The following is a 21,249-nucleotide window of genomic DNA, read 5'->3' on the forward strand; positions in this document are numbered from 1 at the left end:
ATTTTTAAAAACCTTTGTCCAACAAAGCAATTATTAAACCAGTGGCCGCCATTACTCCAGCAATTACCCAAAAACGCATAACTATCTTAGGTTCCGGCCAACCAATAGCCTCCAAATGATGGTGCAAAGGGGCTGACAAAAAAATTTTCTTGCCACGTATCTTTTTGGACAACACCTGAAGAATCACCGATAACGATTCTAAAACAAAAACCAAACCGATAATCGGCAACAATAAAACACTATTAGTTAACATAGCCACAATACCTAAAGTAACCCCTAAAGACATCGCACCGGTATCACCCATAAAAAATCGGGCTGGATTTATGTTAAACCATAAAAAAGCCAATAAACTGCCAACAATCACTCCACAAAAAGTCGCTAAATCATATTTACCCTGTAAAAACGCAATAGCACCAAAAGCACCAAAAGCTGTTAATAAAGTCCCGCCAGCCAAACCATCTAAACCATCAGTTTCGTTAACCGAAAAAGAAGTGGCCACAATAATAAAAATAAAAATTGGAATATACCACCAATTCACTCCGACATTACCCACAAAAGGAATATGCAGAACATCCCAATCCAATTTAAAATAAAACCACCAGGCACCCACTAAAGAAATAGCTGTATAAATAAGCAAACGGTGCTTCATACTTAAACCACCACCTTTGGGCCCAAAACCTTTAATGTTAAACCAATCATCCACCAGGCCCACAATGGCCGAAGCCACCAAAGCGCCCAAGGGCAACAATGTTTCACTACGGGTTAAAAAGTTTAAACCCCAACCAAACCAAACATCTAAATAAAAAAACAGCAAAGCTAAAACTAAAACAGTCAGCCAAATTAAAACCCCGCCCATAGTCGGTGTACCATTTTTATTTTTATGCAAAGCCGACATAATCGGCGCACTATCAGAATCCCTAACCTGCTTGCCTAAGCGGTAACGATATAAAAAATGAGTTAAAATCGGCGTCCAACTTAAAGCCACCAAAAAAGAAACTATAGTTAAAAAAATTACTTCAAAAATAGCGCTAAAAAACATAAGCCTTTTAAGTATTAATCCAAACCAATAACATAGTTAAGCCAAACCAACCAGCTGTTAAAATTAAACCGCACCACAACCACAACTGCTTTAAGAATAAAGTCCGCCGACCCAAGGTATAAGCCAATAAAACATTAGCCACCATAAACAAGGTACCTAAAACTGGTACTAAATATAAATAACGCGGCTCAGCTAACCAGTTCGGGCCTAAAACAACCGAATACCTAATAACACTCAACTCGGCCTGCTGGGGCAACACCAACCACAAAACCAGCCAGCTACTTATAGCCATTAAGAAAGTTAAACTAACCGGTAGCCACACCAGCCTTTGTCGCCAAAAAGACCGCCAACTTTCTTTTCGCCACTGCCAAAAAATTATTTTTTTACCAAACATAAAGGTTTACTCACTAATTGTAGCTAGTTACCACCTATTTTGGCAAACCCTCCAAATACTTTTATTGTCCAGCCAAACAACTTTTGGTATACTCAAGTCAAGTGGCCTTTAAATTAGCCTTTAAAATAATATGCTAAACCAAAATCTACTTTATAAAGCCTTGCTTAATAACCAGCTTTTGCCAACGGCCAAGCTCGCTAAAGCTAAACAAGATTGCCTTAAGCAAGGCATAAATTTAGAAACATTTTTAATAGACAACAAATTAATCAAGGAACCAGACCTATACCAGGCCATGGCCAAAGAATTAAGAATACCTTATGTTGATTTACACACTACTGTTATTCGTAAAGATATCCTATTGGCCGTACCAGAACCAATTGCCGAATCGCACCAACTGGTCGCCTATGACAAAGATGAAACCTCAGTAAAAATTGCCGCTACCGAACCAGATGACTTACAGACTATTGAATTTTTGGCAAAAAAATTCAATAGTCAAATTGATATTGCCTTAACCTCTCCCACTTCCCTAAAGCAGGCTCTGCAACAATATCATAAAAGTTTAAAAGCTGAATTTGCCGAACTAACCAATCCGGCTAAACCCTCCACACCCAATCCAGATAAACCGGCTGAATTAAAAAAACTAGCCGAAGATTTACCGGTTATAAGAATAGTCGACACTCTTTTGGAATATGCTGTTTTTGAACGTGCCTCCGACATACATGTTGAACCAACTGAACAAGAAGTTATTGTTCGTTATCGGGTGGATGGCCTGTTGCGCGATGTTATGTCTTTACCCAAAGAGGCCCAAGACGGTTTAACCGCTCGTATAAAAATTCTAGCCAACCTTAAGCTGGACGAACACCGCTTGCCTCAAGATGGCCGTTTTAAAATTAAAACCAAAGACTACCAATTCTCTTTCCGCGTTTCCATTATTCCAGTGTTTGACGGTGAAAAGATAGTCTTACGTTTACTCCAAGAATCCGGCCAAGCCCTAACCTTGGAACAACTAGGACTACAACCAAACCCTCTGACCATTCTAAAAAGAAATATTGATAAACCACACGGCATGATTTTGGTTACCGGCCCGACCGGCAGTGGTAAAACAACTACTTTATATTCTGTTCTAAACGTACTTAATACCAACGACGTTAATATTTCCACCATTGAAGATCCGATTGAATACCGCTTGCCCCGCCTTAACCAAAGCCAAGTTTCCCCGCGCATCGGTTTTACTTTTGCCAATGGTTTACGCTCCTTATTAAGGCAAGACCCGGATATTATTATGGTAGGTGAAATTCGTGATTTAGAAACAGCCGAAATTGCCATTCATGCCGCCATGACCGGCCACTTGGTTTTATCCACCCTACATACTAACGATGCGGTTGGCACTTTACCCAGACTACTAGACATGGGTATTGCTCCCTTTTTAGTTGCCTCCACCACCAATATAATTGTGGCTCAACGTTTGGTTAGAAAAATTTGCGGCAACTGTGCCACCAGTTATAAATTAAACAAAAAAAATCTTGATGATCTGGCTAAACAAATTAACCTAGCTAATATTTTAAGTACTTTAAAACGGGAAAATGTCATAAAAACAACCGGCAAAACTTTAGAAAATCTAACTTTTAAAAAAGGTGCCGGTTGCAAGCAATGTAATAACCAAGGCTACCGCGGTCGCTTAGGTATTTACGAACTATTTGAGATCACCGCCTCGGTGGCTCAACTTATTTTAAATCGGGCTTCGGCCAACGAATTAAAAAAAGAAGCTCAAAAACAAAATATGTTGACAATGCTGGAAGACGGTTTTATAAAAGCCGTGCAAGGCATTACTTCTATCGAAGAAGTCCTGCGCGTAACCATGGATTAATTTTATGCAATTCAATTATAAAGCTCGTCGCTCGGACGGTAGTTTACACAGTGGACAATTAGAGGCCCCTTCCGAACATGAATTAGCCGCTCTATTGCATGAGCAAAATTTAATTTTAACCCAAGCTGAACCGACGGTTAAAAATTCTTTTTTTAAAAACAATAAAATCAACTTCAATATCACTCTGGGTAAACCAGTATCCGTAGTCGATAAAATATTTTTTACACAAAATCTTCAGGTTATGATAAAAGCCGGTTTGGCTTTAGCCCAAGCGCTTAAAACACTAACCAACCAAACCAGCAATAAACAACTTAAACAAATTTTAGTAACCATTTCCAACGAAGTAGACAAAGGTTCTTCTTTAGCCGACAGTTTAGCTAAATTTCCTAAAGTTTGGCCGGATATCTTTGTTAATATGATTCAAGCCGGCGAAAAAAGCGGCCGCTTAGAAGAAGTTTTAGGCCAATTAACAATCCAACTAAGAAAAAACCACGCTCTGATTAGTAAAGTAAAAAACGCTCTAACCTACCCGATTGTTGTGGTGGTGGCCATGGTGGGTATAGGTGTTGGTATGATTATTTTTGTTATTCCCAAAATAATGGCTGTTTTTCAAGAAGTAAACGCCACCTTGCCCTTACCCACCAGAATACTTATTTCCCTAAGTGATTTTGTCGTTAATAATGGTTGGTGGTTATTAATAGGCTTAACTATTGGTTTAATTACCTTAATAAAACTGTGGCGTACCGAAAAAGGACGCTGGCTGGGGCACGGTCTATTGTTAAAATTACCTATTTTTAAAAATATTCTGCAAAAAATAAACTTGGCTAAATTCTGTCGCACTTTATCTTCCTTGCTAAAAACCGACATACCCATTGTACAAGCTTTCCAAATAACCGCTTCCACTCTAGGCAATGTTCGCTACCGACAAGCAGTTAACCAAACCGGCCAACGCTTAAGTAAGGGCACAGCCATTGCTACCATTATGGCCGAACATAGTAAACTTTTCCCTGGGTTAGTAATCCAAATGACGGCCGTGGGTGAACAAACTGGTACTTTAGATTCCGTCCTAACTGAATTAGCAGCTTTTTATGAAGAGGATGTCGACCGCACTATGTCTAATTTATCTACTATTATTGAACCTATTTTAATGTTGCTATTAGGTTTAGCCGTCGGTGGGTTGGCCGTTTCCATAATTTTACCCATGTATTCATTGACTCAAAGCTTATAATCCTCCTTCATGGTCTGGCCAAATAAAAACCAACCTCCCTCCGGTGTTACTTTATTACAAGCCCTCTTGGGTCTAGCTTTGTTCACGGTTATTACTTTAAGCCTCTATGACGTTTACTTGCAATTAACTAAGTCTGTTAAAAAAAATCGCTTGGTAACGGCGGCCACTTTACTGGCCACGGAAAAAATGGAAGTGGTGCGCAACCTACCTTATCAATCGGTCGGTTTAGTTAATGGTTTGCCCAGCGGCAGTTTACCGGCCGACAGCTTAGACAGTAAAGATAATGTAATTTTTACTGTTCAATACAACGTGCGTAATATTGATGATCCTTTTGATGGCACAATTGGCGGCTTACCCAACGATACGGCGCCGGCCGATTACAAACAAGTTACCGTAACAGTCAGCTGCTCCACTTGCCTACCCTTTTTTAATCCAGTCAGCCTAACTACTATAGTAGCGCCCAAAAATTTGGAAAACACCGGCAATAACGGCGCTTTAATAATTAAAGCTATTAACGCCAGCGGCCAACCAATTAACGGCGCGCTGGTCCATATAACCAACTCCACCGTCAGTCCAATTATTGATCTAACCGACACCACTGACAACCAAGGAAATCTTTTACTAGTGGATGTACCGCCGGCTCAGGAATCATATCGCATCGTTGTTAGTAAAACCGGCTATTCCACCGACCGCACTTATGCCCCGGATGATCCAATAGTAATAAACCCGGTAAAAACAGATGCTACCGTGATTGCTCAAGAAGTTACCAGCCTGACTTTTGCTATTGACCTATTAAGTCAACTTAACATTTCAACCATCAATTCTACCTGCGAGGCTATCGCCAACATACCCTTTAATCTTCAAGGTGCTAAATTAATATCCCAATCACCCGCTGTTTACAAATATAACCAAAATTTAACCACTGACACTAATGGACTTAAAACCTTAACTAATTTAGAATGGGATTCCTATTTAATCTCTCCGACCAGCGCTTCTTACGAATTAAGAGGTACCATCCCACCCTTGCCGCTTAATTTATCACCAGCTTCTAACCAAAATTTAAACCTGGTTATGCAAACCAGCACACCTCATAGCGTGTTGCTAATAGTCAAAGACGCCAGCACCCAACTGCCGTTGTCCGGCGCCGCTGTTAAACTAACCAAAGCTAGTTGGTCAGAAACAATCTTAACCAGCCGAGGCTATCTTACCCAAACAGAATGGAAACAAGGTCCGGGTCAAGAAAATTTTATTAACAGCGAAAAATATTTCAGTGATGATGGCCATATAGAAACCAGTAGTCCAGCCGGCCAACTTAAATTAAAAAAAGTCGGTAATAGTTATGTAACAGACGGCTGGTTAATCTCCTCCACTTTTGACGCCGGTGCCGCGGCCAGCCCGGCCACCGTTGCTTGGCAACCCGGTGATCAACCAGCCAGCAGCGGCAGTCAACCCATAAAAATACAACTGGCTAGTAACAACGATCAAATCACTTGGAATTTTGTCGGCCCTGACGGTACAGCTAATACTTTTTACACAGCTAGTAACCAAACTATTGGCACGCAACATAATGGTGACCGTTATTTGCGCTATAAAGTTTATTTAAGTACGGCCGATGATAAAGTAACACCTAATTTGTCCGATATTAGCTTAACTTATGCTTCACAGTGTATTCCCCCAGGCCAGGCCTTTTTTACCAAACTAACCAGCGCCACTTATGACGTAGAAATTTCTTTAACTAATTACCAAACCCTTACTACCCAGGCCGACTTATCCCCTAATTGGACTAGTTTAGAAATCAGTCTGTTACCAAATTAATATGTTCCCGACCAATAAAAAATCTAACCAATCAGGTTTTACCATCTTAGAAACAGTTTTAGCTTTGGCTATTGTGGCTTTAGTTTTTTTGTCCTTAGGCTCTTTAGTCACCTCTATTCTTCGCTCCAGCCATGATATGAACCTTACCCTATTAAGCCACGATCAATCCAGATTGGCTTTAAATAAATTAACCACTGAATTAAGACGCGCTTCTGTATCATCTTTAGGTAGTTATCCTATCGCTCAAGCCACCGACCAATCTTTAACTTTTTACGCCAACCTGGATTCAACAAGTGACAAAGAAAAAATAACTTACTTTAGCGATGGCACAACTCTTAAACGATCTGTTACCAAACCCAGTGGCACCCCCTTAAACTATCAAACCGGCAATACTATAACCGACGAATTAGTTTACAATTTAACCAATGCCACCACGATTTTTTCTTATTACAACAATGATTACAACGGCCAAAGTGCTCCTTTAAGCACCCCGGTTAACCTAAACGATGTTCGGCTGATAAAAATAACTTTAATAGTTGACGCCACGCCCAACCAACTTCCCTTGCCTTATACCTTGTCGACCCAGGTTAATTTAAGAAACCTAAAAGACAACTTATGATAAAAGCCCGTACCTACAAACTACCAGCCGGCGACATAATATTATTTTCTCTTTTTTTTGGGGCAATTGGTTTAATAATCTTGGGCGGTTTTGTTAACTGGAGTCTGGGAGTTAGTCGTTTAAGCCGAGCCCGTTTAAATAGTGAAAAAGCCTTTCAACTGGCCGAGGCTGGCTTAAATTATTATCGCTGGCATTTAGCCCACGCCCCGCAAGATTTTCAAGACGGCTTGAGTCAGCCCGGGCCCTATGTTCATGAATTTAAAGATATTAATGGTAATTTACTGGGTTACTTTAGTTTAAACATTACCCCGCCGCCAGTTGGTTCCACTTTGGTAACTGTTGATGCCACTGGCTACACCACTTTGAACTCACAACAAAAAAGAACCCTGCGCGGCCAATTTGCCAGGCCCAGCTTGGCTCGTTTTGCTATTGTAGCCAACAGTGATATACGCTTTGGCGCCGGAACAATAGTTACCGGCCCCTTACACAGTAACGGCGGTATCCGCTTTGACGGTCGGGCAGAAAACCTGGTTACCAGTGCTAAATCAACTTACGATGATCCCGACCATACCGGCGGTTTAGAGTTTGGCGTCCACACCCACTTAAGCCCAACCGATCCTTTGCCGCCAACCGCCGTACCCAGCCGACCGGATGTTTTTGTGGTCGGCCGACAATTTCCTGTACCAACCGTAGATTTTGACGGTTTAGCCTCGGATTTGGCAACCATCAAAAGCCAAGCCATCGCCGACGGCTTATATTTGGCAGCTTCCGGCTACTTGGGTTATCGCCTGGTTTTAAAAACCAATGGCCAATTTGATTTGTATCAAATTAAAATTTTACAAAGCCCGCCTAGTAGCTGGTGCTACAATTCTTTAAACCAAACGGGCTGGGGCACCTGGAGCATCAGCTCGGCGCCTAATGCTCAAATTTTTTTAGGTACTTATAGCTACCCCAACAACGGCCTAATATTTTTAGAAGACAATGTTTGGTTGGAAGGACAAATTAGTAATCAAAAACTTACTATTGCCTCAGCCCGCTTTCCCGAAAACCCCAACACTAATACTTCGATTACTGTTAACAATAATTTAGTTTACTCAAACTTGAATGGTAATGATATTCTATCTTTAATGGCTCAAAATAATATTAACGTCGGGTTGAATAGTGCTGATAATTTAAAAATAGATGCCGCTTTAGTAGCTAAAAACGGTCGAATTGGTCGTTATTATTATGGCTCGTCCTGCGGTTCTAGTTATGTTAGGCAAACCCTTACCTTAAACGGTATGTTAGCTTCCAGTTTACGTTACGGTTTTGCCTACACCGATAGCACCGGTTATCAAAATCGCCTAATAAATTATGACTCTAATTTACTTTATAACCCACCGCCCAGTTTCCCCTTAACCAGCGACCAATATAGTCTGATTGATTGGCAAGAAATAAAACCTAATTAATAAAATTTTATGCTATACTAAATTTATGCCTTTGTTTCAACCTCAGGTACAACATTTAGGTTTAGATATAAGCGATCGTTCGCTGAAATTGGTTCAATTTAAAAAAAATCTTAAAGGTTTCTTAAGATTACGCGCCTACGCCGATAGTTCTGTACCGGCTGGCGTTTTTTTTGAAGGTGAATTAAAACAACCGGAAATTTTTCAAAAAATTCTCCAGCAAATGTTAAGTCAACCGAAAGTAGGAAAATTTACCAGTAACAATGTGGTCGCTTGCCTACCCGAAACAAAAACTTTCATCATGACCATCAATCTGCCGCCAATGCCCCTAAGCGAAATGCCCTTGGCAGTAAAATGGGAGGCGGAACACCACATTCCCATTGCTATTGAAGAAACTTATTGGGATTGGCAAGCAGTTGGTTCAATTGATACTAAAACCAACAAACAAACTCTTTTGTTGGGGGTAATTCCCAAAAACATTGTTGATTCCTATTCTGTAGCTTTAAAAGAAGTCGGTCTTATTCCTTTAGCTATGGAAATAGAAGCTTTGGCTATTGCTCGCAGTGTTATAGCTGAACAAGATTTAACTCTCAAACAGTCCGCCTTAATAATAGACTTCGGCGCTACCCGCACCAGTTTGATAGTTTTAGATCAACAGGCTATTCAGTTTACCGTCTCCTTACCCATTTCTGGTTTAAATATTACCGCCACCCTGGCTAAACAACTAAAAATGACAGAAGTTGAAGCAGAAAAAGCCAAAATTATTTGCGGACTGGACCCCAAACGTTGCCAGGGCGCTATTTACGCCATAATGGAATCGGCGATTAATGAACTAATTAAAAAAATTAAAGAATCCATTAACTACCAAATTGATCATTTTCCCGAGCAACCGGTCGGCCAAATTATTTTATGCGGTGGCGGTGCTAATTTTGGCAAACTAGATGCCTTGTTATCTAAAGGTCTTAAATTACCGGTTAGAAAAAGTAATGCCTGGCAATATTTGTCCGACGACTCACCTTTTAACAAAGAACAGCTTAATTCTTTTGCCACGGCTATTGGCCTGGCCCTGCGGCCTTAAAATACTATGCTGTCCTTAAACTTAAATTTGCTTTCACCTAACGACCAAAAACAATTAAAACTTGTTTCTTTGTACCGCTACGCCAGAATAATTATTTATCTTTTTTTGGCCTTTTCTCTGCTAGCGGCTGGCACAGCTTTTACCGCCCGTTTAATGCTACAGGATAATCTAAATGAACTGCTAGCTACTAGCACGACCATTAACGAGAGAAATAAAACCTTGGACCGCGATATTACTAAGCTGAACAATCAACTTAAACACATGTCGGAAATTCAACACGGCTTTATCAATTGGTCTAACTTAGTGTCAGACGTTAGTCTAAACCTACCTTTAGGTATTGAACTTAGCTATTTAAGTTTAGAAAAAAGTAATGGTTTAACAGTCTATGGTCAAGCTAAACAAAGAGATGATTATTTAACTTTTAAAAATAATTTAGCTAAACTGCCCTATTTAAGTAACTTGTCCTCACCTTTATCTAATATTTTAACCAGTCAAAATATTGATTTCCAACTAGCCGGCCAAATTAATCTAACAGCTGAATGATTTATGATGCTTAACGCCTATTTATTAAAAAAACCTCATTTGGTAGCCGGTCTAACAGTCGGCTTGGCTTTACTAACCGTTCTAGGCACGATTGGTTTTATTATTTGGCCTAATATTAAAACCATCTTTACCTTAAACCAGCAAATTATGCTGGAACGAGAATCTTTGGAAATGCTATACCAGCGCGGTCAAAAAATCCGACAAACTACCGCTCAATACGAAAAAATTAAACCCACTTTGGAACAATTTGAAACTATGTTCATAAAGCCCGGTGACGAACTTACTTTTGTAACTACCTTAGAACAAGTAGCCAAACAAAACAGTGTTAATCAAAAAATAAATCTGGCCAAAACGGATGATAAATTAATCACCAATAAATCTTTAAATCTACAAGTTCAAGCAATCGGCCAATTTAACAATCTGCTTAATTACTTAAAAGATTTAGAAAAGCTGGATTATTATTTAAACTTGGAAACCGTACGCTTTAGTAAACCTGCGGACCAACCTAAAACTAGCGACCTTTTGCAATTAAATTTAGCCGGCACCGCCTTTTATAAATTATGAAACTACCCGACTATTTAACAAAACCATTAAAACTAAAAATAAAACCGGACAAACTATTGCCCTGGCTACCTTCGCTTACTTTAGTAATATTATTATTTTTGCTTATTGTTTTAATTGTTTTTTTGCAACGCAACTTTTATCAAACTTTGGCCCAAGTGCAAGAAGTAAACTTACTGCGCTCCCAAGTTACCCAGTACCGTATTAATGTGCCTTTGTACGAAAAAGTTTTGTTAAACTGGCAAAACAAAAAAACCGAACTACCCAAGCCAGCTAACCCGATACCTAATCCTTTTTCTTTAAACAAACAAACAGCAGAAGACATTACTGAAATCGATAAAGATACTGCTCTAGACAACTCTTCAACTGGAGTTATAAAATCTTTACCTTAATCAATCGACTTCGATTTAAATTGTCATTATTAATTTAACAAACCTCTATTTCCTTAACTTGCGGCAACTTAGCCCGAAGTTGTTTTTTTATATATTGATTAACTGTTAATTTAGACAAAGGACAAGTGGCACACCGACCAGTTAATTCTACTTTTACTAGGCCCAACCTAGCGGACCAACTAACAAATTTAACTCCACCCTGATCCTTTTTTAAATAAACTTCCGTTTGCTGCAAAACTTTTTTAATTAAACTTTCCTGCTGTTTTATAGTCATAATTCTATCTGCTAAATTCTAATTACCCACCACTACCATAACCTGCTGACCTTCGGTAACCTTACCACCATTCCAATCATGCACGGCTGTAGCAAAAATACTGGGCCGATAATAATAATTAAAACCATTTTTAGTGCCCGGATCATTGGTTATAAATTCATCAGTAGTAAAACCCTTTACTACCAGCATATGGTACAAGGGCCCGGGATGTTTAAAATTGGGGTTATTAAGCAAACGACCGGCCGCTGGCAATAAAACCAACTTACCCTGCCTTATATAATCCTTTATTTTGACTGCATCATACTCCTCTACTGCTGCGCTTAAACCAAAATAATCTTTCATAATATCCGCCACCTCTTGGGCTGTGGTATCTTCGTAAAAACCGCGCTCCAGCTTTTGCCAGGCCACCAACTTTAATATTTCCTTGTCAGCATAATCTGGCTCCAAACGACTAACCCGATTACCCTTAAAATATTCAGCCGCCATTATCATACTAGCTTCCTCGCAAGCTTCTTGGTAAGGCAAATCCCAATTATATTTAGGCGCCTGTGAAGTAAAAGGTACTGGCAAAATTGTTATGGCGTGCTCTATCTTGGGCTCTGAATTATTTTTAGATTCAACTGTTTTTTCAACTTCAGCTGATTTATTTTCAATCACCTGATCATTAGTTAATGTTTTTTCTTCTGCCACAGACTCATCTGTATTATCAATTGACTTATTTTTATTATCAACCAATTCTACAATATCAGACTGATTGCCGCCGACCTCCACCATCTTAGAATTTTTAGCCTGCTGACTAAACCAAAACCACCCCCCCGCAGCCACAACCAACACCATTATAACTAAATATTTTTTCATACATCTTAACTTAAAACTTCTTGTAATAATTCAGGAAACTCTTCTGTCTTCATATTTTTAAAACAATAATGACCATGATTTGGCAAACTAATAATTTCTCCACCTAAAGCTTTATTAAAAATTTTTAAACTTTGTTGGCCTTCATCTGCTTCGTCATTGGCTGTAAACATAATTATTTTGCTGACTCGCTCTTTAATCGTAACATCGATATCATAAGTATAAAAATTCGGCCGAAAACTATCACCAGTGTGGGCAATTTTCCAAGGCGCCACTAAAATAAGCTTAGCTATTTTTTGCTTGGTTTCACCTAACCACCTAACCAAAAAAGTGCTACCGCAACTGTGGCCGATTAAAATACTATGTTCATTAACTTCGTACTTTTTAAACTCTTGTTTAAATTTTTGATAATCCGGCGCCCAAGGCTCGGGCATTAGCGGCATTTCCGTTGGCACACCTTTGGCTATAAGTTCTTTTTTTAACCAAGGTAACCAATGTTTATCATAAATCCTAGTGGCTGGATTCATTCCTTGTTCCACATTAGAAGGACAGCCGTGAATTATAAAACAATTCTTATTATTCATAAATTAATCATTTTCCGATCCAGGAGAACCTTTGGTAAGCCTGGCTTGATATTTTACGATAGCTTGTTTAACCGCTAATTCCAAATCTATATCCAAACCGTTAGCCACGGTAATTAAAGAATACAAAACATCGCCCAGTTCTTGTTTTAATTCCTCTTTATATTCAACGGGTTTTTTACCATAATCAGACGACCTTAAAATTTCCTTGGCCACCTCTCCCAATTCGGATACCATATCCAATAACTGATATTCCACCGGTCTAATTAAACCATTAACTTGGCAAAAAATTTTAATCTCTTCCTGCAATTTTTTCATAAAATTATTCAATTATTATAACCTCACCGTCGCGCAAAGCCTTAAATAACATTTTGTTATCAATCATTTGTTTTATTTCCTTGTCTACATCAGCCGATTCCGGATGGTCCGATTTATAATGTGGCGCAATGGAATAATTAATCAAACCTAAACCTTCCCAAATAGTCTCTCTGTCCGCACCATAAGGCTTTTGGTTAGGATCGTCCACTATAGCTAACCCTTTTAAAGTTGGTGATAAAACACACACGCCAGCGCTATAACCAGCGTAGATTATCGGCCGGTCAGATTTTACAAACTCTTTAAGAATTACATCTAAACCGCTCAACGCCATAGCTTGTCTAAGCACAAAAGTATTACCACCTTTTACCCAAAAAATGTCATAATTAACTAAAATTTTTTTTAACTCCTCGATTTTACCAAAATAATGGCGTAAATCCAAAACCTCAGCTGTAATTCCCAAACCCGCCAAATAATTTATTTCCTCCTGCTCACCTTGCTGACGACGTTCTAAATCATCAAAACAATCCAAAGCATTAGAAATATAAGCCGCTCTTTTATTAGTATTAGCTACCAAGGTCTTAAATTTAACCACATTATCTGGACTGCCAAATTTATAAGAAGATAAATAAAATTTTACAGACATAAATCATTTTTAAAACAAATCCACACTATGTAGTATTTTACGGCAAGTGCAATAATTCCCCAAATGACAAACAGCTAACTTAGAAGCTGTAAAATAAATACTCTCATCCTTACCCTCTATTTCATATTTTCCCAAAGTAATATGAGGATAAAAATTACTAAAACTGCTTTTCTCTTTATAATTATTTACCCAACACAGAGTCCTCTCATTAATTTCTTCCCCTAAAAAACAATCAACTGTAGAATTGTATGATAAATAAGGTTCCAGCTTAGTCATTATAGCTTCATGTAAACTTTGTAGTTCTTTGGTATTCACTATTTCAAAGCAAACATGTTTGCCGTCTATTTTATTTATAGTTAACGGTAATGGCTTATAGTTCTGCCCTATTTGATTGATTATTTGCTTAACCTTTTCTAAATCTTCTTCCCTTACCACACCCATGCACAGAGAAATATGCGGTAGGCAATCCAGCTTATTAAGCCTAATAGCATCACCTGATAACTGGTTATTTATAGCAATGGCTTTATCCATTACTTCCTCGGGCGGTAGAAGAACAATATCAATGGCTAATTGGGGCATAAAAATTTACAAAACTTCATAATTTAAATCGTTAAAAATATCATCTAATAAAAAATCTTTATTATTAAATACGCTCAAAGCTAAGGTCGTATTAGTTGGCTTATTATATCCAGCATAAATTAGACTATTAATTATTTTATAATTTTTAATCTTACTATTTTTAAAAGATTCTTTAATATGATTATCTGTTTGATATCTCAAATTATAAAACACTAAACCATAATAACTACACTTTTTAATTTTCTCATAGCTTTTTATTTTTTTATCAAAATCAATAATATATTTATTGACAACATTAATTATATTAATTTTTTGTATTTTTACCCCATTACTATATTCTTCCGTACCACTCTTATTTATTTCTTTGATTTCAAAAACAAATCTGTCATCAACTAAAAAATCCGGAAAATTATTTCCCTTTATTTTCACAATATTCTCACCAACGTTTTTAAAAAAATTACAAAAAGACTCTTCGGTTTTTGTATCAAATTTTTCTTTGCTCATAAATAAAACAACTAATACTAACATTCTACCTTCTAATACCCCTCCACACAACCCGCTCATGACATTGACAAGATTTTAAAATTCTGCTTAAATAAATCGTTATATTAAACTATAAAAGATCGATTATAATTCTCCGATTATTAAAATTAAATCTAAAAACTAATTTAAAAACAAAAAAGGAGTGTGCAATGGAAAGCTTAATCGAAAAAGTTAACAGTCAGTGTCATGTATTCTTTGGTATAGAAGGCACAAAATTATTCGTGCAAATAGCTACCAGAGAAAACGAAATAGCCTATGCTGCAGAAACATCCATTGCAGTAGATCCTAGTGCATCTTATTTAGCCGAAAAAGTATACGATTTATTTCCTGATAGTTTTAAAAAATCAGGAATAAAAGCCCCAAAGCAATACTTTGAATGGGATGGACAAAAAGTTTTTAACTCTGGCGAAAAAACAATTATTGACTGTAAAACAGTCAAAGACATATTTCCTAAATTCGGAGCCTTTATATTCTCATTCCTTGCAGAAAACGGCATGGAATAAAACGAGAAATGAAAAGCAATAAAAAAGCCATGGTGCTATAGGTAGATACTTATAGCATCTTTTTATTATTTTACTACCCTCATTCCTCACAACCCACCTAAAACCCTTGACTTAAGACAAAGAATAATTTATAATAATTTGGCTGATTAAAAACAGCTAAACTTTTCGCAAGTAATTTACTATTAGATATGGCTCATACAAAAGCAGGCGGCTCTACAACACTAGGCCGCGATTCACAAAGTAAACGTTTAGGAGTTAAACTTTTTGCCGGACAACCAGCCAAGGCTGGTATGGTTTTGGTTAGACAGCGCGGTACCCGCTTTTTCCCTGGTAAAGGTGTTAAAAAAGGCGGCGATGATACCTTGTTCGCCACTCAAAACGGCATAGTAAAATTTTACCAACGCTGGCGCAAAAGCTTTACTGGTAAGTTAAAACTTGGTCGCTACATCAGCGTGGAATAAACTAAAAGCAATTACTCTTGATTTAAAAAACTCCCCTTGTTACCCAATACGGGAGTTTTTTGTCTTTAAGCCCTGCCGCTACCCGCAGCTTGGCTTATGGGACAGAAGCCAAGCGAGGACTCTAGCGGCGATTCTTTGTGTTACTTTCTTTAAAGAAAGTAACAGTCATATATATTTAATTCATTACTTCTCTAGGAGAAGTAATAGCAAGAGTCGCCACCAGAATTTAAGCCCCTACAGTGCTCGTTGCGGCCGGTACTCGCGCTATGCTAAGCCACCACAAACACGCGCTCGTTATACCCGGCCACAACTTCCGCTCTGTCACGTGACTTAAATATGGTGGCAGATAAATTGCTAAAAGGCGGATAGCGGCGGCAGTAGATATAATGTAAACAAATATAAAAACTTAAACGCCTCAGTCTAAATTAGACTGAGGCGTTGGTTAATATTTTATCTTGGTAAAGCCAAAAAAAATTACTTTTTCAAACAGGCTTTTATAAAATCCCTAAACAAAGGATGTGGGCGCAAAGGCCGAGATTGAAACTCAGGGTGAAACTGCGTACCCAACATAAAAGGATGATCGGCTAATTCAGCTACTTCCACCAAATCACGTTCCTTGTTTAACCCGGAAAAAATCATACCAGCTTCCTGAAAACTATGGCGGTACTCATTATTAAATTCATAGCGATGCCGGTGGCGCTCGGAAATAGTGGCTGTGCCATCCTTATGCTCGGTTAAGGGCACGGCCTGTGGGGCGACTTTAGAGGTATAAGCGCTATAAGCCTTAGATTTAGCCTGCAATTGGCAATTATAGGCTCCTAAGCGCATACTAGCGCCCAGATGCTTAGCCTCCAGGTTCTGGCGCTGTTCTGGCATAATGTGAATAACCGGATTAGCTGTTTTATTATCAAACTCGGTAGAATTAACTTCCTTGGTATTAAGCAAACGACGACCAAACTCAATGCACATAATTTGCATCCCCAAACACAAACCAAAATAAGGAATCTTATTATCCCTGGCATAAGCCGCCGCCATTATTTTGCCCTCGATCCCCCGATTGCCAAAACCACCCGGTACCACAATACCATCAGCTTGTTTTAAGCGAGTCCATTCTTTTTTATCCTTGCTTTCTAATTTTTCCGAATCAATATCAATAATATTTAATTTAGATGCCTGCCAAGCGCTAGCCGCCTTTAAAGCTTCATGAACACTAATGTAAGCATCGCCGTGTGCCGTGTACTTACCCACCAAAGCCACAGTTATTTTTTTGGCCTTGGGATTATGAATCCGACGCACTAAAGTTCGCCAAGCTGACAAATCAACTTTTTTCGGTTTTAATTTAAAATGTTTGTAAATAAGTTCAGACACATTATTTTTTTCCAAATCCAAAGGCACTTCATAAATAGACTTTAAAGTCGGACAAGGCAAGGCGTTGGGCAAAGGCACATCGCAAAACAAAGCAATTTTATGCAAAACATCTTTGGGAATTTTTTTAGCCGCCCGAGCCAAAATTATATCCGGCTGAATACCGGCCCGATGCAATTCTCTAACGGCCATTTGTGTAGGTTTGGTTTTATATTCTTCCGAAGTTTCCAAATGCGGCAACAGCGTTACCAAGGCGAACATTACGTTGTCCGGACCAGATTCACGATGAAACTGCCGAGCCGCTTCCAAATACGGCTCCCCTTCAATATCGCCGACTGTACCGCCAATTTCTATTAACAAAAAATCCGCTTTGGTGCGCTGGGCCGTTTCGGTTATTTTATTTTTTATAAAACCGGTAATATGCGGGATTACCTGAATAGTTCGGCCTAAATAAGCCCCCTCCCGTTCGTCTAATAGAATTTTTTGATAAACCTGACCAGTGGTTAAGTTAGATAAACGAGACAAAGGCTCGTCAATAAATCTTTCATAATGTCCTAAATCCAAATCCGCTTCATAACCATCGTCGGTTACAAAAACTTCGCCGTGTTGAAACGGGCTCATGGTCCCGGGATCAATATTCAAATAAGGGTCTAATTTTAAAACTGTAACGCTGTAACCGGCTGTTTTTAAAATAGCACCAATAGAAGCCATGGCCGTGCCCTTACCCAAACCCGAACAAACTCCGCCGGTTACAAAAATGTATTTGGTGGACATAAAATTATTCTGCTTCAATTATTACTTTTAGATTGACTGACTCGTTAGAAGCCAAATTTACCTTAACCGTATGGCTACCAATAGTTTTTATATTATGACAACCGATTATTTGGCTGGCTTCTAACTTTAAACCGCCCGCCTTATTAATAGCCGCCAACACCTGCTCGGCCGAAACAGCTGCATACAACGTACTAGCCGACGAAGCTTTGGCTTGTAAATTAATTACCAAACCCTGCAAACGTTGCTTAGTTTCGGTAAGTAAATTAACTTGAGCCAATAGTTGTTTTTTTTGCTTAGCAATATTAAGTTCCGCCTGTTTTAGAGTTTGGCTAGTGGCCCTAATAGCTAACTTATTAGGCAATAAATAATTCAAAGCAAAGCCGTCGCTTACCTCTTTGGTCTGATTTTTTTTACCGATATTAGGTACGTCTTTTAAGAAAATAATTTTCATAAGCTAAATTATAATAAAAAAATCTGGTTCCTTAATTACCACTTCATTAATAAATTTTACACTTTTTAAATTAGCCAGTTTTATATCCCGTCTTAACCAACCATCAAAAACTTGGATAACCTCTGCTGGACCTTGAACAACCAAAGTAACACTGGTGCTGTTTAGCTCGTTGTGCACCCAACCGCTAATTTTTAACTGCTCCGCTTTAGTTTTAACCTGCCACCTTAAATTTATCCCCTGCACCTGGCCCTGCAAACTATAACGCCGCCTAATCATAAACCCTGGTAATAGTTCATCTGGCTAAAAATTGCAAAGCTCTTTCTAATTGAACATCTTTTTCTTCCTTAAGGTCTTCTTCGGTAAAGTCCACTTTAATATCTGGCTCCAAACCGTTTTTATCAATCGATCGGCCTTTGGGCGTATACCATTTAGCCACGGTTAATTTAACAGCCGAACCATCAGGAAATTCTTCCAAATTTTGCACCGAACCTTTGCCAAAAGTTTTTTGGCCAATAATGGTGGCCAAACCATAATCTTGCAAAGCGCCCGTAACAATTTCCGAAGCTGAAGCTGAACCTTCATTTACCAAAACCACTGTCGGCACTTTAACCAATTCGCCCGCGCCAGTGCTTTTATAATCCCGAGGTTCACCTTTAGGCATTTTTTCCGAAACTACCACCCCTTCCGTTATCCAGTGGCTGGCAATAGCCACGCCTTGGTCCAAAAAACCACCCGGATTATTGCGTAAATCAAAAATAATCGACTGGCTACCTTGGGCTAATAATTTAGTCCAAGCTTCCTTAAATAAAATATCACTATTTTGGGAAAAATGAGCCAACCTAATATAACCGACTTTAGCGCCCGAAGGTAATTCTTTAATTTCACTTTGAACAATTTTTAAAACTATTTTATCGCGCACGATTTCCACTATTTTCGGCTGATCCGCTAATTTAGATAAAATTAAAAGCTTAACAGCTGTGCCTCGCTCACCTCTAATTAACCGAACGGCCTTATCCACCGCCATACCAGTGGTATCGGTATTTTCAATAGCTAAAATTCGATCACCAGACTTTAAACCCGCCCGATCAGCCGGGGTATCAGGCAAAGGCGCCACAATTACTAAATTCTGGTCTTTAACACCAATTTCCGCACCAATACCATCAAAACTACCAGCCAATTCACTAGCAAATTCTTGAGCAGTTTGCGGATCCATATAAATGGAATAAGGATCTTCCAAACCTTGAACCATGCCAGCAATAGCCCCATAAAATAATTTAGTGTCGCTAATGGAATTATTTATGTAATTATTATGAACGTATTGCCAAACTTTCCAAAATAAAGAAAAATCAATATCTTTAGCTAAATAATCCGGCGCCGGCTGATTAACATTGGTCACCTGGCCATTAGGAATATTAGTAATCGTTTGTTTATTTAAACCCCAACCATAACCCAATAAAAATGCTACCAAAACAAAAACTACCACCAAAGTCGGTGGCAGAGGCCGCTGATAGCGGCTAAGAAAATTACTCTTAAAGAAAAAAGACAACTTTTGATTCATTTATTTTTAAATTAAAGCCACAGCCAGTCTAACACTTAAAAAACTTCTGGTCAAAAACTAAACTCTTTTTACTTTAGCACCTAAAGTGGTTAAACGTTCTACCAAATGCTGATAACCGCGATCCACAATTTCTAGATCATTAATCACAGTTTGGCCCTCGGCAATTAAACCGGCAATTATTAAAGTGGCCCCAGCCCGCAAATCAAAAGATCTTATTTCCCGACCATATAAAGGCGTTGGCCCGTTAATAATCACCCGATGCGGATCGGCCACCACAGCATTAGCCCCCATTTTAGTAAGTTCGGCAATATGATTAAGCCGGCCTTCGTATAAAGGATCGTGAATCAAAGAACTACCGCTAGCCTGAGTAGCCAACACGGCAAAAGGTGCCTGCAAATCCGTGGCAAATCCCGGATAAGGCATAGTTTGTAATTTAAAAGGCTTTAACTGCCGACTGGCTCGCACAATTAAACTATTTTCCTCTAAAGTAAAATCAACGCCAATTTCTTTAAGCTTTAACAGAACAATGCTTAAATGCTCGGGCATAATGGAATTAATTTTTATTTCTCCTCGACCTACGGCGGCCAAAACTGCCCAAGTACCCGCTTCTACCATATCAGGAATAATAGTATGCTCGCCACCTGTAAGCTTACTAACACCTTCAATAACTAATTTATGAGTACCAATACCGCTTATCTGGGCGCCTAATTTATTTAAAAAATTACACAAATCCTGAACATGCGGTTCAGCCGCCGCCAATTCTATAGTGGTTAAACCTTTAGCTAAAACCGCGGCCATAATAATATTTTCCGTGGCCGTAACCGAAAACTCTGGCAAAACTATCTGGGCACCATGCAAACCATTGGCTTTTAAAACATAAGAATCTTCAACCTGTTCCACTTTGGCGCCTAATTGCTTTAAACCAACAAAATGAGCGGCCAAGGGTCGATTGCCGATTATACAACCGCCCGGTTCGGGCAAACTTACTTCGCCTAACCGACTAAGCAAGGGGCCAAACATTAAAACCGATGAACGCATACTACGCACCAAGGCCCTGTCTAATTTAGCAGCTGAAATTTCTTTAGCTTCAATTTGTACGCTCTCGCCCTGCCTTACCACCTTAGCGCCCAAACCAACCAATAAAGCCAACATTTTTTCCACATCAGCAATTTGTGGCACGTTATTAAGCTTCACCACTTCTTGAGTCAACAAACAAGCCGCCACAATCGGTGTGGTAGCGTTTTTAGCTCCTTGAACAGTAATTTGGCCGTGCAAAGGTCGGCCGCCTTCTATCAAAAGTGATCCCATGTTACACTTATTAAAGCTTAACTTAAATAAGTTTAGCTTATTATTGATAGCATTT

Annotated in this window: 25 protein-coding genes; 11 read left to right on the forward strand and 14 right to left on the reverse strand. The window is 38.8% G+C overall.

Annotation, left to right across the window (positions count from 1 at the left end; all coding sequences use genetic code 11):
* Positions 1 to 4: 4 nt before the first annotated feature.
* Positions 5 to 1,039: a phospho-N-acetylmuramoyl-pentapeptide-transferase gene (mraY, locus tag KKC17_00205; GenBank protein ID MBU1038650.1), complete on the reverse strand. Its 1,035-nt coding sequence runs from the start codon at positions 1,037 to 1,039 to the stop codon at positions 5 to 7.
* A gap of 7 nt (positions 1,040 to 1,046) precedes the next feature.
* Positions 1,047 to 1,433 carry a hypothetical protein gene (locus KKC17_00210; GenBank protein MBU1038651.1) on the reverse strand — a complete coding sequence of 129 codons (387 nt, stop codon included), beginning with the start codon at positions 1,431 to 1,433 and terminating at the stop codon, positions 1,047 to 1,049.
* A 130-nt stretch (positions 1,434 to 1,563) separates the two neighbouring features.
* Between KKC17_00210 and KKC17_00215 the strand changes: the two genes are divergently transcribed.
* The 9 genes from KKC17_00215 to KKC17_00255 are packed head-to-tail and all read left to right on the forward strand — an operon-like array spanning position 1,564 to position 10,981.
* Entirely contained in the window at positions 1,564 to 3,300 is a 1,737-nt protein-coding gene (locus KKC17_00215) for a GspE/PulE family protein (protein MBU1038652.1), read from the forward strand.
* 4 nt (positions 3,301 to 3,304) lie between these two features.
* On the forward strand, positions 3,305 to 4,528 hold the full coding sequence (locus tag KKC17_00220; GenBank protein ID MBU1038653.1) for a type II secretion system F family protein: 1,224 nt from the start codon (positions 3,305 to 3,307) through the stop codon (positions 4,526 to 4,528).
* A gap of 9 nt (positions 4,529 to 4,537) precedes the next feature.
* Positions 4,538 to 6,343 (forward strand): hypothetical protein, encoded by a 1,806-nt coding sequence (locus KKC17_00225; GenBank protein MBU1038654.1) that lies wholly within the window; start codon positions 4,538 to 4,540, stop codon positions 6,341 to 6,343.
* Position 6,344: 1 nt separating this feature from the next.
* Positions 6,345 to 6,962, forward strand: coding sequence for a prepilin-type N-terminal cleavage/methylation domain-containing protein (locus tag KKC17_00230; GenBank protein MBU1038655.1), 618 nt, complete (start codon positions 6,345 to 6,347; stop codon positions 6,960 to 6,962).
* On the forward strand, positions 6,959 to 8,410 hold the full coding sequence (locus KKC17_00235) for a hypothetical protein (GenBank protein ID MBU1038656.1): 1,452 nt from the start codon (positions 6,959 to 6,961) through the stop codon (positions 8,408 to 8,410). Before KKC17_00230 ends, KKC17_00235 begins: the two co-directional genes overlap by 4 nt.
* 25 nt (positions 8,411 to 8,435) lie before the next feature.
* On the forward strand, positions 8,436 to 9,485 hold the full coding sequence (gene pilM, locus KKC17_00240; protein ID MBU1038657.1) for a type IV pilus assembly protein PilM: 1,050 nt from the start codon (positions 8,436 to 8,438) through the stop codon (positions 9,483 to 9,485).
* Positions 9,486 to 9,491: 6 nt separating this feature from the next.
* Positions 9,492 to 10,028: a hypothetical protein gene (locus tag KKC17_00245; protein MBU1038658.1), complete on the forward strand. Its 537-nt coding sequence runs from the start codon at positions 9,492 to 9,494 to the stop codon at positions 10,026 to 10,028.
* A gap of 3 nt (positions 10,029 to 10,031) precedes the next feature.
* Positions 10,032 to 10,592 carry a hypothetical protein gene (locus KKC17_00250; protein MBU1038659.1) on the forward strand — a complete coding sequence of 187 codons (561 nt, stop codon included), beginning with the start codon at positions 10,032 to 10,034 and terminating at the stop codon, positions 10,590 to 10,592.
* Entirely contained in the window at positions 10,589 to 10,981 is a 393-nt protein-coding gene (locus KKC17_00255; protein MBU1038660.1) for a hypothetical protein, read from the forward strand. The genes KKC17_00250 and KKC17_00255 overlap by 4 nt, the downstream gene beginning before the upstream one ends.
* Positions 10,982 to 11,015: 34 nt before the next feature.
* Here KKC17_00255 and KKC17_00260 read toward each other — a convergent pair whose 3' ends face one another.
* From KKC17_00260 to KKC17_00290, 7 genes are read right to left on the reverse strand one after another with little or no spacing between them, the layout of a single operon-like run.
* Positions 11,016 to 11,255: a NifU family protein gene (locus KKC17_00260; protein MBU1038661.1), complete on the reverse strand. Its 240-nt coding sequence runs from the start codon at positions 11,253 to 11,255 to the stop codon at positions 11,016 to 11,018.
* An 18-nt stretch (positions 11,256 to 11,273) separates the two neighbouring features.
* Positions 11,274 to 12,113 (reverse strand): C39 family peptidase, encoded by an 840-nt coding sequence (locus KKC17_00265; protein ID MBU1038662.1) that lies wholly within the window; start codon positions 12,111 to 12,113, stop codon positions 11,274 to 11,276.
* Between the two features lie 5 nt (positions 12,114 to 12,118).
* The gene (locus tag KKC17_00270; protein MBU1038663.1) at positions 12,119 to 12,694 is read right to left on the reverse strand and encodes an alpha/beta hydrolase; all 576 of its coding nucleotides are present in this window, start codon (positions 12,692 to 12,694) and stop codon (positions 12,119 to 12,121) included.
* Positions 12,695 to 12,697: 3 nt separating this feature from the next.
* On the reverse strand, positions 12,698 to 13,009 hold the full coding sequence (locus KKC17_00275; protein ID MBU1038664.1) for a MazG-like family protein: 312 nt from the start codon (positions 13,007 to 13,009) through the stop codon (positions 12,698 to 12,700).
* A 4-nt stretch (positions 13,010 to 13,013) separates the two neighbouring features.
* Positions 13,014 to 13,652: a peptidase E gene (locus KKC17_00280; GenBank protein MBU1038665.1), complete on the reverse strand. Its 639-nt coding sequence runs from the start codon at positions 13,650 to 13,652 to the stop codon at positions 13,014 to 13,016.
* A gap of 9 nt (positions 13,653 to 13,661) precedes the next feature.
* The gene (locus KKC17_00285) at positions 13,662 to 14,231 is read right to left on the reverse strand and encodes a 2'-5' RNA ligase family protein (protein MBU1038666.1); all 570 of its coding nucleotides are present in this window, start codon (positions 14,229 to 14,231) and stop codon (positions 13,662 to 13,664) included.
* Between the two features lie 6 nt (positions 14,232 to 14,237).
* Positions 14,238 to 14,795, reverse strand: coding sequence for a hypothetical protein (locus tag KKC17_00290; protein MBU1038667.1), 558 nt, complete (start codon positions 14,793 to 14,795; stop codon positions 14,238 to 14,240).
* Positions 14,796 to 14,923: 128 nt separating this feature from the next.
* On the opposite strand from KKC17_00290, the gene KKC17_00295 reads away from it, so the two are divergent.
* Both KKC17_00295 and rpmA read left to right on the forward strand, forming a co-directional pair.
* Positions 14,924 to 15,277 carry a hypothetical protein gene (locus KKC17_00295; GenBank protein MBU1038668.1) on the forward strand — a complete coding sequence of 118 codons (354 nt, stop codon included), beginning with the start codon at positions 14,924 to 14,926 and terminating at the stop codon, positions 15,275 to 15,277.
* A gap of 188 nt (positions 15,278 to 15,465) precedes the next feature.
* Positions 15,466 to 15,738 carry a 50S ribosomal protein L27 gene (gene rpmA, locus KKC17_00300; GenBank protein ID MBU1038669.1) on the forward strand — a complete coding sequence of 91 codons (273 nt, stop codon included), beginning with the start codon at positions 15,466 to 15,468 and terminating at the stop codon, positions 15,736 to 15,738.
* Between the two features lie 474 nt (positions 15,739 to 16,212).
* Here the strand turns inward: rpmA and KKC17_00305 are convergent, their stop codons facing one another.
* From KKC17_00305 to murA, 5 genes are read right to left on the reverse strand one after another with little or no spacing between them, the layout of a single operon-like run.
* Positions 16,213 to 17,877 carry a CTP synthase gene (locus tag KKC17_00305; GenBank protein MBU1038670.1) on the reverse strand — a complete coding sequence of 555 codons (1,665 nt, stop codon included), beginning with the start codon at positions 17,875 to 17,877 and terminating at the stop codon, positions 16,213 to 16,215.
* Positions 17,878 to 17,881: 4 nt separating this feature from the next.
* The gene (gene rplI, locus KKC17_00310; protein ID MBU1038671.1) at positions 17,882 to 18,328 is read right to left on the reverse strand and encodes a 50S ribosomal protein L9; all 447 of its coding nucleotides are present in this window, start codon (positions 18,326 to 18,328) and stop codon (positions 17,882 to 17,884) included.
* Positions 18,329 to 18,331: 3 nt separating this feature from the next.
* A complete protein-coding gene (locus KKC17_00315; protein MBU1038672.1) occupies positions 18,332 to 18,604 on the reverse strand; it encodes an acylphosphatase in 273 nt (90 codons plus the stop codon).
* 16 nt (positions 18,605 to 18,620) lie between these two features.
* A complete protein-coding gene (locus tag KKC17_00320) occupies positions 18,621 to 19,886 on the reverse strand; it encodes a S41 family peptidase (GenBank protein ID MBU1038673.1) in 1,266 nt (421 codons plus the stop codon).
* Between the two features lie 57 nt (positions 19,887 to 19,943).
* On the reverse strand, positions 19,944 to 21,194 hold the full coding sequence (gene murA / locus KKC17_00325) for a UDP-N-acetylglucosamine 1-carboxyvinyltransferase (protein ID MBU1038674.1): 1,251 nt from the start codon (positions 21,192 to 21,194) through the stop codon (positions 19,944 to 19,946).
* Positions 21,195 to 21,249: the final 55 nt, after the last annotated feature.

The organism is Patescibacteria group bacterium, from assembly GCA_018817715.1.
Lineage (GTDB): Bacteria > Patescibacteriota > Patescibacteriia > Veblenbacterales > UBA10138 > JAHITT01.